Source organism: Paenibacillus sp. FSL H7-0737, from assembly GCF_000758545.1.
Taxonomy (GTDB): Bacteria; Bacillota; Bacilli; order Paenibacillales; family Paenibacillaceae; genus Paenibacillus_AQ.
The window spans coordinates 3,737,496-3,750,222 of record NZ_CP009279.1; the positions used below are offsets into that span (position 1 = coordinate 3,737,496).

The following is a 12,727-nucleotide window of genomic DNA, read 5'->3' on the forward strand; positions in this document are numbered from 1 at the left end:
TTATTTCCCCCTTTAAAGTGTACGGATTCTCTATTCGTTCTTTAATCTATGACTCATTTGCCTCTTTACTCTTACCCACTCGTGACGTTTTCTTAAACACCAGGAAGCTAAGAGGCGGTAATGTTAGCTCTATACTGTTCACCTGATTATGCCATTCTAACTTTTTGCTCTTCTGAGGCAAGTTGTGTATACCCGAACCTCCGAACGCTACATCTTCCGAGCTAAAAAGTTCTTCATAGGTCCCTGGGCGTGGAACCCCTATACGATACTGTTGACGCTGGACAGGTTGAAAATTAATGATAAACAGCAACGTATCTCCAGGCTTCTTGCCTTTTCGCAGATATGAAATTACGCTTTGTTCATTGTCATCTGCATCAATCCATTGATAACCCTCTTGGGAATGATCAAGCTCCCACAGGGCTTTCTCCGAGCGATACAGTTTATTAAGTGCAGCTGTGTAAGCTAGCATGCCGCGATGGCTGTCATAGTCCAGCAGTAGCCAATCCAGCTGCTCCTGATCCTTCCACTCAATAAATTGACCAAATTCTCCACCCATGAACAGGAGTTTCTTTCCGGGATGAGATATTTGATAACCAAGTAGCTGTCTAAGTCCTGCGAACTTTTGTTCATAAGAACCGGGCATTTTGTCCAGTAACGACTTTTTGCCATGTACAACCTCATCATGTGATAACGGTAATGCATAATTTTCGGCATAAGCATAACATATTGGAAATGTTAATAAATTATGATGATGAGGGCGCCCCCAAAAATCATGTTCTATGTAGCCCAATGTGTCATTCATCCATCCCATATTCCATTTGTAGTTAAAACCGAGGCCACCTTCATGAGCTGGTGCTGTAACTCCCGGCCAAGCACTAGATTCTTCTGCCATCATTAATGCCTTAGGAAAATACTGAAATATCGCCTTATTCAGGTTCTGAATAAATTTGATGGCCTCTAGATTCTCCAGACCACCATTCACATTGCGTCGATATTGATGAGCTTGCTTTTCAAAATCGAGACGAAGCATGCTGGTAACCGCATCTACACGCATCCCGTCAATATGATAATACTCAAACCAAAAGAGTGCATTAGAAATGAGGAACGAAGAAATCTCAGGCTTGCTGAAGTCGAACGATAGGGTTCCCCAGCCTGGTTTTTCCGCTAACATTGGATCTGCATATTCATAAAGTGGCGAGCCATCAAACATTCTTAAACCGTGTGCATCCTTTGCAAAATGGGCCGGAACCCAATCCAGAATGACACCAATTCCAGCTTGATGCAAATGATCGATTAAATACATCAACTCATGGGGTTCACCATATCGGCTCGTAGCCGCAAAATACCCCGTACCTTGATAGCCCCATGACAAATCGTATGGATGCTCAGCAAGCGGCATAAACTCAACATGGGTATAACCCATTTCCACCAAATAAGGAATTAATAATTCACTCATTTCCTGATAGCTGTAAAATTCCCCATCTTCTTTTTGACGCCAAGTTCCAAAATGCATCTCATAAATGTTCATCGGTTGATGATATGGAGCTTTACTCTTTCTCCGCCATGCAGCATCTCCCCAACGATAACCACTGAGATCCGTAACAACGGATGCAGTCGCCGGTCGAACCTCAGCTTTGAAGGCAAAAGGATCCGCTTTTAGGAAGCTGGAGCCATCACTGGCAACAATCCTGTATTTGTAAAAAGTTCCCGGCTGTATTCCCGGAAAAAAACGACTCCAAAATCCTGAATCGGGTATCTTATATAACGAGTCCATGTCCTGCGTTCCATCCCAGCCATTATGATCACCAGCTAGTCCTACATATGTCGCATGAGGAGCCCACACGGTAAAGCGCACGCCCGTAACGCCTTCTTCAGCGGCAGTGTGCGCACCCAGCATAGAATAGCTGCGATAATTGGTGCCCTCATGGAACAAATAAATATCAGATGCTGACGGAAGGGTATCGATTGTTGCTTTTTCAGCCAATTCTACACCACCTTTTTTGAATGCTTGTACCTATTACATTACCCGAATATTACCATTTTGAAAATGATTTGATGTGAAAACAAAAGATTTTCTGATAAAGAAATATTAATTGTAATTTTTCTTTTTACACAGCAATATACTTCACCTATGTCGTTTCAAGTGCTTGTCGTGAGTTTATATATCAAGCATTGACAAAATAAATGGGAGGGATAACAAATGAATAACAAAAAAGATTGTATCGCCATGCTCTTGGCAGGAGGGGAAGGCCGCAGATTGGCTCCCTTGACTTCCAGTATGGCTAAGCCTGCAGTCCCTTTCGGTGGACAGTATAAAATTATTGATTTCCCACTAAGTAATTGTGTAAATTCTAAAATTGATACAGTAGGTGTCCTGACGCAATATGAAGCTGAATCCTTACATGAACACATCGGTGAAGGTGAACCTTGGGGTTTACATAGTCAAAAGGATAAAGGTGTAACCCTGCTTCCTTCCGGTGTTGAAGGCAGAGACAGCTATACAGGAACTGCTGATGCGATTTATAAGAATATTGAGTATATCGATAGCCGTAATCCAGAACATGTTCTCATTCTATCCGGTGATCATATTTACCATATGAATTACCGGAAAATGTTGGATTACCATGTAGAGAAGGCTGCAAAAGCCACCATCTCCGTAATGGAGGTTCCTTGGGATGAAGCTAGTCGTTTTGGAGTGATGAACGTAAATGATGAACTAAAAATCTCTGAGTTTGCGGAAAAACCCAAAGTACCTAAAAGTAATTTAGCTTCTATGGGTATATATCTGTTTGAGTGGGCTTATCTGAAGGAGCACTTGTTGCGGGATGCAGCTAATCCTAATTCCAGTCATGACTTTGGTAAAGACGTTATACCAACGATGCTTGATCAGAATGATGATTTATTCGCTTACCGCTTCAAAGGATACTGGAGAGATGTAGGTACTGTGGGTAGTCTCTGGGAAGCACATATGGATCTTCTGCAAAAAAACAATGGCATGAAGCTCGACAAAGCTCATTGGCCGATGTATAGCCGGAGTCGCCGGACTAAGCTTGCTGTTCATAAAGCACGTGTTCAGATTCCATCAACGGACTCTCTCGTGAATGAATTCTGCACGCAAGAAGGCAGCTTGCAACGTTCTGTAATCTTCAATGGTGTGGAAATTGGCAAAATGAGCCAAATTAAACAAAGCGTTATTATGCCTGGCGTTCGCATTGGACGTGGAGTACAGATCGAAAATGCCATTATTGGCGAAGGCGCCATTATTAAGGATGGTGCTGTCGTCAAGGGAAGTATTAATAATATTGTAGTTGTTGGACCTAATGAGACCGTAGCTCCTAAGCCAGCGGTTCGAAATCAACCCTCCCGTCTGTTTCAGGATGTTTATGAGAAGACAGGACGTCTACGGGAAGTTCTCCCTTCATAAAACCATTATATATATAAATACTTTATATAAAAAGGGGCTGTTGTCCTGGTCGAACATGACCAGAGCAACAGCCCCTTCGGTTGTTAGAAGTTAACCTTTATGATTCATGGAGCGCTAACCATTCTCGATCTAAAATGCTCATTTCCACACAATCTACATATTGCTCCCCAAACAGCGCTGATTCGCGCTCTACACCCTCCCGCTTAAAGCCCAATGCTTCATAGGTTTTCAGGGCAACGGTGTTGAAAGCAAAAGCTCCCAGAGAAATACGATGCAGATCCAAGCTCTCAAATCCGATCCGGAGCATTTCATTCATCATCCTTGTTCCAAAGCCTCTGCCCTGATAATCAGTATCTACTACTACTCTGCCAATACGTGCAGATCGATTCGCCCGGTCTATGGCTGAAAAACTGATGTGTCCCACGACCTGCTGAGTAGCTTCATGCACCGCACAGAAAATAAGGCGATCAGAATTCGCTGGATGATTAGCCCCATCTAAATACTTAGTAAGCTGGTCATCGTCAAGAGGAAAAGTTAGTGAAGGTCCAGCCCATTGCTTCAGATACTCAGGTGAGACACTCCATCGTTTCAGGTGCTCAAAGTCCGATTCAGAAATAAATCTAAGAATCAGACGATCGGAATCAGGTTGTTCCTCAAAATGCTCATACAGGTTCACTAAACGACCATTTCCCATATCGTTAGTACCCATGTAATGAAAACCCATGCTCTGATAATAACGATTGAGTTTAATGTTATGTGCGACTGTATCAAATCTGAGTCCTCTGCAGCCAAGTTCTTTGGCTCGCACCGCAGCATATTTAAGCATATGCTGACCAAGTCCCTGACTGCGGTGTGAACCCGCTACAGCTAATCTATGCAAATATGCATAAGACTCATCGTTTTTGCTTCCCCAGTATTGAGGATCACTGAATTGTAATGTGAACATTCCAACTACTGCTTCATCGTCAATCGCAAGATAAACATGCCTATCAGTGAAATAGCCTGTGATATCATTCTCGTTAAATTGGCCGGGGGTCCATTGCTTAATCCCATTTCGTTCCATCCAATTTGCTGCTTCCTGCAGCAGCCTCAAGATATCACCAGTCCGATCAGGTTCTCCACGAACGATCCTAATCGAATTCCCCCATACTTCCATTTCCATACCTCCTAGACATCTGATTCAGGTAAGGTAGCTGTTATTTGTGCTACATGATCTGAATTGACTTCAGGCAGCTTCTCAGTAAGTGGCAAGATTACGGTAACTTCAGTTCCACTACCTAGCTCACTTTCCATTTCAAGCTTCCCATGGTGAAGTTCCACGATTTGTTGTGAGATGGCTAGACCTAAGCCCGTTCCCCCGTTCAACGCATCCACTTGAAAGAAACGGTCTTTCACTCTGGAGATATGTGCTTCACTAATCCCAATCCCACTATCACGAACCATGATAGCAGTCTCTGTAGCCGAAATTCTCTTCGCAGACAATTCTATACTGGACTCCTCATGTGAAAACTTCACGGCATTGTCTACCAGATTCAAGAAAACTTGTTTTAGACGATTGGCATCCCCTTTAACATAGATCCCGTCTTCACATTCAAGAAGCAAGTGAATCCGTTTCTTCTCCGCCTTGGCCCAAATATTAAGTATAGTCTCCTGAAGTAACACTTTCACGTCAACAATCCCAATGGACAGCTTCATTTGGTTCTGCTGCAGCTTTGAAAAGTCTAGAATCTCCTCTACTAAACCAATCAAGCGTTCACTTTCTTTGGAAATGATGCTGACTCCAAGCTTCGTCTCCTCCGGATCATAGCCACCAGAGACCAAGGTTTCACTCCAGCCCTTGATACTAGTAAGGGGTGTCCGAAGCTCATGTGAAATGGACGAGATGAAATCATCCTTAATCTGATTACTGCGCACAATTTCCTGAGCCATATAATTCAGCGTTGAAGCCAAATCACCAATCTCAAATTTGTAATTCCCCTTAATCCGCACATTAAATCTACCCTTAGCCATTTGGGCTGATACCGCCGTAATGTTATTGAGCGGCTTTACGATTGAATTGGCAAGTCCGAAGCTGAACACGATAACTACAGCCATAACAGCTGCACCTATACCAATTGACAGTAACGTAAGATTAAGCAAATCGTTGTTGATACCCTCAAGTGAAGTAAGATATCTAAGAATATACGTATCACGTCCGTGAACCTGCAGCATCTTGGACACAGCCATAACACTCTCGTTAGTACCACTCTGGCGTCCTACCCAGCGGCCAATGCTGCCCCCTACCGCTTCAGGGACGTCACTAGTTGTAATCGTACGATCAGGCTGAAAACCGGTCGAACTGGTAATCATGTCACCATTCATGGTCAATACTTCTAGCTCTGTATTGGGCAGCTCAAATCTATCCAGCAGTACTTGCAGCTGATTCGAGTTGTTATCGCCATCTAGCTCGTATTTATGAAAAAACGACTCTGCCGTGGTAATGTGATTTTTCATCTTGCTATATACACTGTCATAATAATACGTTCTGATGGCAAGCAGGAAGATAACTTCTACGAGGAGAAGCGCCAAAAAAACTACAAGAATGTAGTGTAGAACAATTTGTCTGCGCATCCCCTTCTTAATCATTGTACTTGGCCTTTCCATCTATATCCGTGTCCCCATACCGTTTGCAAAAATTCTGGCTCTGACGGATTATTCTCTATTTTTTGACGCAAACGACGAATATTCACATCCACAATTTTGGGATCACCCATATACTCCTTGCCCCACACATGATCCAGCAGAAGATCGCGGCTGAGCGGTGTATTTTCTTTTTCGAGGAAGAATTGAATCAACGAAAATTCCGTTGGCGTCAGTTCAATCGCTTCATTATCACGTTTAAAATGTTTGGAAATAAGATCCAAGGTAAATGGCCCTGAAACGAATGAAACTTTCGCTGACTGTTCACGATGAACGTTCACTCGGCGCAGCAAAGATTGAATTCGAGCAATCAGTTCTGTGGGGCTGAATGGCTTGCTAACATGGTCATCCGCTCCTACAGACAATGCATACACTTTATCTTGCTCTTGAACCTTGGCTGTCAGAAAAATAATACCCAAACGCTCATTGGTTTCTCTGACCCGTCTACATACTTCAAATCCATCAATACCCGGAACCATTACATCCAACAGAGCGATATCAATATCAGGGATCGTGGTTAACTTGTGAAGAGCTTCATGCCCATCCGCAGCCTCTATCACTTCGAACCCATTACGCTTCAAGTTAATGACAATAAAACTACGAATGGACTCCTCATCTTCCAGTATCAGTACTTTACTCATCTATTCCCTTCCTTTCTATAGGGGAAGCAATTTTATTGCTTCCTTCCTTTGTTGTACTTTGTTCTAACTTACCGCGGTAGGCGATGACCTTGTCTGCATCACGTGCAAGCAAATCCCAACCGTCATTTTTTACGCGATCCCATTCTGAAGGAGAAAAGAAGGAAACCTCAGCAACCGTCTCACCGGTATCTGACATGATAAACTTAAGGTTCTTATCCAGAACCGATTTCGTATCAACTGTCACCTTTCCATGCCATTCCGGAGAAAAATTAATATTGAATCGATCCGATGGATCATGATATAGCTGGGTTGCGAAGGTCAGACCTTCTTTCCCATCCCATTTATAATAGGAGGTAAAGTATGGAATTTCAGCTGGATCGAAATACTCCCATCCTTTAGGCGCCTCAAGCAATCCAATTTCAATAATGCCATCATGATCAATATCTTCACTTGCAATCCGACGATCTTTATAAGTCCGCGCATCGCCTGGTAATACCACACGCAGCTTGTTATTCTCCATAACGACAATAGAGGTATAGGCAGATTGGGAATCCACCGCAGCATCCAATACGATTCCTTCTTTATTCTCTGAGATTTTTCCTGCAACAATATTGTAATAATTATTAAAATAAGGATCGATATTATCAAGCTTATCGAGTACCTTAAAGCCATCATTGTACTGATAGACCGAAATGGTTGCAAATTCATTTCTTTTAAAGTAAACAACGGTTATGTCTTCAATTCCATCCCCATTAAGATCATCAATCATATATTTAGTATAAGGATGTGAAAGCACTTCTTCTAATGTTCCGCTGGAATAGCTATAGACGACAAGACCCTTTTCTTCACCTTGTGAATAGCCGGTAACAATTTCAAGCTTCCCATCACCCGTCATATCCTTCAAATCAACCGATTCCAGCACAGACCCGTCGCCATCGAATACAAGTTTTTTGACCCATGTGTCGCCCTGTTTCTCCAGTATCATCCCGTGAATCTGTACGGCTTCACCTGGAGTCCTATAGAACACTAGCGTCTCCATAACTCCATCCTTATTGAGATCCTCAGTAAAGATGGTACTATCATCGTCATTGGTCGGACGAATCAACGTGGAACCTGCTGGCTTAAGTGAATTAATAGCAGCCATAAGTGTTGCTTTGTCAGCAGACAATTGTGGGGATTTCATCTTAGAAACAGGATCACTGATGAAAGTACAACCCGACAGTACGGATAACGTCAGCGTTGCGGCTACAAAGCACCTAAGACTTCTCATATTCAACTTCATCACTCTTTTCCTTATCCGTGTCCTATATTTAAAGATTTGTACGTTCTTGGAACGTTAATCTACGCCCCTTTATATCATGCTTAATTCTGCCATCTTCTAGTACCCATAGACGCGTAGCAAAACGTTCCGCTAATTCAATCGGTAACACCGTTACAACCGTAAGACCGGTTTCTTTACACAGATTCCGCAATGTTTCCAAGACACTCTCCGCGGATTTAGGATCTAATCCCGTAACCGGTTCATCCGCTAAAATCACTTTAGCACCGTGAGTCAACGCTCTAGCAATCGCTACACGCTGCCTTTCTCCGCCACTAAGTTGACTTGTCTTCATCTTCGCCTTATCCAGGAGGCCAAGGGCGTCCAGTTCATCCATTGCACCCATATAATCATCTGAACGTACCATCCCAGTGACCATTCGCCATAACGGCGTTTGTGAAGACTGGCCGATCAGTACATTTTTCAATGCAGTACGGTTAGGATTGAGCTCTGCATTCTGCTCCAGGTATGCCCACTCGCGGCGGATTTTTCTTTTACCTGTAAAGGCACTCGCCATTATATCTGTACCGTCCACTCTAAAATTCCCTCTATCCCACTTCTCACGCAGCGCTAAACAGCGCAGTAAAGTGGTCTTACCGCTACCGCTAGCTCCAAGTATTGCTACGAACTCACCCGGTTCTAATTGAAACCCTATATCCTGTAGAACTGGATTCTTATCTTCCCCAACTGCCTTGGCTAAGTGTTCAACTGTGATCATAGTTCAGCCTCTCCCTGTCTTTATCTATAATCTATAGTGTACTCTGAAAGCCAGATGAATTTCCATGCGAGCACTCGTTCTTATCTTACCTCAAATTTTTTGCCGTGGCGAGAAAAATAACCCAAGCAATCCGAAGGCGATATATAAAGCGCCCATCAAGCCGAAAATCCCCCCGCCCCAGCCGACTTGCATGAGCAAACCGCCGATACCTGGACCTATAATACTGCCTATACTAAAATGAAAAGAAGCAACCACATTTGCAGCAGGCAGTAAATGTCGTGGTAAAATGTCCGCAGCCAGACTAAGCCCTAACGAGAAAAAGGAGCCTACAAGTCCACCAGCAATCATCAACAGCACCATAGTCACTTTGAAATGGTCACCTGCTAATGGCAGTAATGCGAAGGCAATCCCGCCTCCAATCCCAGTAAGAATCAATACCTTCTTTCGACCAAAACGGTCGCTCCACAGTCCTAGCGGGAATTGTAACAACAGTCCTCCAATGCCCGCAAAAGGCAATAAGGCTGCAATTTGATCCGTGCTGTATCCGATCCGGAGGCCATACACTGGAAAATTACTGTTTAAGCTTGCTTCCATGAAACCGTATAGGAGTGCAGGAATTAAAGCGAACCACGCTAGACTGTAACAACGTCCAAACCGGCGTACCTGACTTTCTCCACTCTCAACTTTATCTGGACGTGAATCCGGAAGTAATGTAACGGCTAGTATTAGGACCAGCAAAAAAAGAAAAGCTAGAACAATAAAGGGTGTTGCCTGACCAAAGCGCAGCAGACTAATTCCAAGTGGCCCCAAGCTAAAGCCCAGACCATAGGACATCCCATACAGGGAAAGATTTCGTCCGCGATGCTCGGCAGGCGTCATTAGCAGCACCCATAGCTGGGCGGCATAATTGATAGCTGCATCACCAACACCTACAAGAAGACGTAACACAAACCATATTTTGATTCCAGGAAAAAAGGGGAATAAGAGCAAGCTTACTAAGACTAAGCTTATCCCGCCAGCAATCAATTTTTTGAATCCAATCGCTCCGAGAACTCTTTCAGCAATCAAGGTCATTCCGAATGATCCTATGTATAAAGCAGCTGCATTAAGTCCATTAAGCGAAGAGGAAACTCCTTTCTGCTCCAATAGAATGGATAATACGGGAAGCAGCATTCCTTGGCTGAGTCCAGCCGCTATAGTAGCGGTGATAAGAATCATGAAATTCATTTTGCTGTTACTTCGAATAGATAATTTTGGCCGGTCTGACACAGATGATATCCCCCTATAATTAATAACGCTAATTTGTTCTAACGCCAATTGGCAAACACCGAACATTATAGTGGACAACCCTCTTCAAAACAAGAGATAATATGAAGATGTTACGGATTTCCTGGGGGTGCATGAGACATGGAGTACGAATTAAAGATCGACGTATCGCCGGTTTATGAACTGCTGGACAGTTTTATGTTATATGTAACTAGAAAATGGATCTCCAATTTGGACATTGGTCCCCACTGGATAAGTGATGTGGAAGATCGCATTTCTCCTCATAAGGTAACAGCTTTAATGCAAGCCGCCGAGTGGCCTTTTACGGATTATGATGTGCTATATGCCTGGGTTTACATTCGAGGACCCGCAACTTCAGTGCAGCATTTCCTAGATGATCTGGATTCAGCCTCCATAGAAGAATGTTATCAGCAGATCGCTCCGCTCATTCAGGAGTTTACGATTGAAGATGCTTTGCGGATTCGGAGCAGCTATAGTCCACTCTTGCGTCTCTGGTACGAGCAATACTTCCGCCATGTGGAGCACAAAATATTACCGCTATTAATTGAAGATGCTTCTGAGAAAAAAATGCTTGAAAGCAAAATGGACCCCATTTCTCTAATTGAATACGCATCTGGCGGTGTAGTTTTCGAGGAGATCACGGATTTAAAGACGATTGTATTACTACCAACTGTTCATAATCGTCCGATTAACACCTACTGCTTCTACAAAACCATGGTGATCGTACAATATCCTGTAGATGTACCTTTAGAAGACGAAAATGAACCACCTATGGTGCTTTTGCGCATGACCAAGGCACTTTCCGACCCCACCAGACTTCGATTGCTTCGCTATGTCGCACATGAACCCAAGTCGTTGTGGGAGATGCAATCTGATCTGAATCAATCCAGAGAAATGCTGATGCATCACCTTATGATTCTACGAGTAGCCGGCCTACTCCGCATCCATCTTAGAGGTGAACAAGATGAACGTTTCAGTATTCGCCCTGACGGCGCATCAGAGCTGCAAATGTTCCTAGAGTCTTATATTTATCTATAGAACACTATACAGATACAGATCCAAGGAGTGAGAGATATGAAATACATGACACAACAGGTGATTTTCGATCTAGATGATACACTGGTCCACTGCAACAAATATTTCGATCTGATTTTAGGGCAATATTTTGAGCTAATGACTGATTGGTTTAATGAATTTGGCCCAAGCACCAGTGAATTACGTGATAAACAAATAGAAATTGACGTGCACACGGTCAACACAAGTGGTCTTGCCAGCGATAATTTCCCTAAATCCCTAATCGCTACCTACCGCTATTTCTGCGCCAAATATAATCGTCCGACGGACCGTTTTCAAGAACAACAGTTACACAAGCTTGGACTAAGCGTCTATGATCAAGAAATCGAAGCTTACCCTGGCATGGTTGAAACGCTTGATACTCTGAAGCAGGATGGTCACCATTTATTCCTGTATACAGGTGGAGACGATACGATCCAACAACGTAAAATTGAGCAAATGAAGCTAGATGCTTACTTTGATGACCGGATCTATATTCGTCAACATAAAAATGTTGAGGCACTTGAAAATATTTTGACTACGCAAGGCTTTGACCGCAAACGCACCTGGATGATTGGTAACTCTTTACGTACAGATGTACTTCCGGCAGTAACCGCAGGCATTAACAGTATCTATCTGAAGCAACAGAATGAATGGAGCTATAACCTTATTGAACTGGAGCAAGAAATGCAACAAGCAGTGAAGACCATTTCCTCCATCCATGAGGTGCCTCCTGTTATTCGTACTGCTACCCTGCAGAAACTCTAGGTGCAAAGTAACCTCAGACATTGTTACAAATGACATATCTACTCTACCTCTGGGATGATTATACTATTTTTGTATAATTCCTAAATGAGGTAGGAGATGAGATATGAACAAGAAAGTGAAGTCCAACCATTCTCGAACTAACAAACAAATGCTTCCCATGCTCTTAGGTATAGTTGTTGTAATCCTTGTCGCTGTTATTGTCTTCATTCTAAATGACAAGACGGACAGTTCAGAGGGTTTACCTAACTACACTGATGTGAAGGGGAGCATTGTTGTTGATGGGCTGAAATATGAAAAGCAACCTCATCTTGGTAGTCCTGATGCCAAAATCAAAGTCATCGAATTTGCAGATTTCAAATGTCCTGCCTGCAAAAACTGGACGGAGAAATATCTGGATACGTTTGTTAAGGACTATGTGGATACCGGAAAAGTTGAGCTTTTCTTCATGAACTTTGCCTTCCTGGATCGAGATTCCTATCTTGCTGCAAGTGCAGGTGAAGCCATTTATAAGCAAAGCAACGAGAAATTCTGGGAATATCTCCATAAGCTGTACGCCAATCAAGGCGATGAAAGCAAAATATGGGCCACACAGAAGTTCATTCTAAATTTCGTCAAAGATAACATTGAAGGTATTGATTACGCACAATTCGAAACAGATCTCAAGAATCATACCTACATGTTCGACGTCAAAGAAGACTTCAAGATCGCGGGATCGTACGGGGTAAATGGTACACCTAAATTTATGGTAAACGGAACCCTGCTTCCTGACTCCTCCTATGAAGGGTTAACTGCAGCGATTGAAGCGCAGCTGGCTAAATCCACTGAATAATTATAAGGCA

At 43.1% G+C, this 12,727-nt stretch carries 11 protein-coding genes; 4 read left to right on the forward strand and 7 right to left on the reverse strand.

Annotated features, from left to right (window positions below; translation table 11 throughout):
* Positions 1 to 46: 46 nt before the first annotated feature.
* A complete protein-coding gene (gene glgB, locus H70737_RS16180) occupies positions 47 to 1,984 on the reverse strand; it encodes a 1,4-alpha-glucan branching protein GlgB (protein ID WP_081951140.1) in 1,938 nt (645 codons plus the stop codon).
* 216 nt (positions 1,985 to 2,200) lie between these two features.
* Between glgB and H70737_RS16185 the strand changes: the two genes are divergently transcribed.
* Positions 2,201 to 3,424: a glucose-1-phosphate adenylyltransferase gene (locus H70737_RS16185; protein WP_042188775.1), complete on the forward strand. Its 1,224-nt coding sequence runs from the start codon at positions 2,201 to 2,203 to the stop codon at positions 3,422 to 3,424.
* A gap of 97 nt (positions 3,425 to 3,521) precedes the next feature.
* On the opposite strand, the gene H70737_RS29855 is transcribed toward H70737_RS16185, so the two are convergent.
* The 6 genes from H70737_RS29855 to H70737_RS16215 all read right to left on the reverse strand — a co-directional run bounded on the left by H70737_RS29855 (position 3,522) and on the right by H70737_RS16215 (position 10,025).
* A complete protein-coding gene (locus tag H70737_RS29855) occupies positions 3,522 to 4,580 on the reverse strand; it encodes a GNAT family N-acetyltransferase (RefSeq protein WP_052404317.1) in 1,059 nt (352 codons plus the stop codon).
* Positions 4,581 to 4,591: 11 nt separating this feature from the next.
* Positions 4,592 to 6,049, reverse strand: a complete 1,458-nt coding sequence (locus H70737_RS16195; RefSeq protein ID WP_042188776.1) for a sensor histidine kinase — start codon at positions 6,047 to 6,049, stop codon at positions 4,592 to 4,594.
* Positions 6,046 to 6,744 carry a response regulator transcription factor gene (locus tag H70737_RS16200; RefSeq protein ID WP_042128265.1) on the reverse strand — a complete coding sequence of 233 codons (699 nt, stop codon included), beginning with the start codon at positions 6,742 to 6,744 and terminating at the stop codon, positions 6,046 to 6,048. Before H70737_RS16200 ends, H70737_RS16195 begins: the two co-directional genes overlap by 4 nt.
* Positions 6,737 to 8,026, reverse strand: a complete 1,290-nt coding sequence (locus tag H70737_RS16205; protein WP_231573283.1) for a hypothetical protein — start codon at positions 8,024 to 8,026, stop codon at positions 6,737 to 6,739. Before H70737_RS16205 ends, H70737_RS16200 begins: the two co-directional genes overlap by 8 nt.
* 28 nt (positions 8,027 to 8,054) lie before the next feature.
* Positions 8,055 to 8,780, reverse strand: a complete 726-nt coding sequence (locus H70737_RS16210; RefSeq protein ID WP_042188778.1) for a phosphonate ABC transporter ATP-binding protein — start codon at positions 8,778 to 8,780, stop codon at positions 8,055 to 8,057.
* 90 nt (positions 8,781 to 8,870) lie between these two features.
* Positions 8,871 to 10,025, reverse strand: coding sequence for an MFS transporter (locus tag H70737_RS16215; RefSeq protein WP_042194031.1), 1,155 nt, complete (start codon positions 10,023 to 10,025; stop codon positions 8,871 to 8,873).
* Positions 10,026 to 10,187: 162 nt separating this feature from the next.
* Here H70737_RS16215 and H70737_RS16220 point away from each other — a divergent pair, with 162 nt between their 5' ends.
* The 3 genes from H70737_RS16220 (at position 10,188) to H70737_RS16230 (ending at position 12,717) form a co-directional block, all read left to right on the forward strand.
* Positions 10,188 to 11,105, forward strand: coding sequence for an ArsR/SmtB family transcription factor (locus H70737_RS16220; protein WP_042188782.1), 918 nt, complete (start codon positions 10,188 to 10,190; stop codon positions 11,103 to 11,105).
* A 36-nt stretch (positions 11,106 to 11,141) separates the two neighbouring features.
* Positions 11,142 to 11,888 carry an HAD family hydrolase gene (locus tag H70737_RS16225; protein WP_042188784.1) on the forward strand — a complete coding sequence of 249 codons (747 nt, stop codon included), beginning with the start codon at positions 11,142 to 11,144 and terminating at the stop codon, positions 11,886 to 11,888.
* A gap of 103 nt (positions 11,889 to 11,991) precedes the next feature.
* A complete protein-coding gene (locus H70737_RS16230) occupies positions 11,992 to 12,717 on the forward strand; it encodes a DsbA family protein (protein ID WP_042188788.1) in 726 nt (241 codons plus the stop codon).
* The last annotated feature ends 10 nt before the right edge of the window (positions 12,718 to 12,727 follow it).

Excerpts from the sequence above, each read along its gene's own strand:
- H70737_RS16205 (WP_231573283.1), bottom strand. The coding sequence starts at position 8,026 with ATGAAGTTGAATATGAGAAGTCTTAGGTGCTTTGTAGCCGCAACGCTG.
- H70737_RS16185 (WP_042188775.1), top strand. The coding sequence starts at position 2,201 with ATGAATAACAAAAAAGATTGTATCGCCATGCTCTTGGCAGGAGGGGAA.
- H70737_RS16200 (WP_042128265.1), bottom strand. The coding sequence starts at position 6,744 with ATGAGTAAAGTACTGATACTGGAAGATGAGGAGTCCATTCGTAGTTTT.
- H70737_RS16225 (WP_042188784.1), top strand. The coding sequence starts at position 11,142 with ATGAAATACATGACACAACAGGTGATTTTCGATCTAGATGATACACTG.
- H70737_RS29855 (WP_052404317.1), bottom strand. The coding sequence starts at position 4,580 with ATGGAAGTATGGGGGAATTCGATTAGGATCGTTCGTGGAGAACCTGAT.
- H70737_RS16230 (WP_042188788.1), top strand. The coding sequence starts at position 11,992 with ATGAACAAGAAAGTGAAGTCCAACCATTCTCGAACTAACAAACAAATG.
- H70737_RS16195 (WP_042188776.1), bottom strand. The coding sequence starts at position 6,049 with ATGATTAAGAAGGGGATGCGCAGACAAATTGTTCTACACTACATTCTT.
- H70737_RS16210 (WP_042188778.1), bottom strand. The coding sequence starts at position 8,780 with ATGATCACAGTTGAACACTTAGCCAAGGCAGTTGGGGAAGATAAGAAT.
- H70737_RS16220 (WP_042188782.1), top strand. The coding sequence starts at position 10,188 with ATGGAGTACGAATTAAAGATCGACGTATCGCCGGTTTATGAACTGCTG.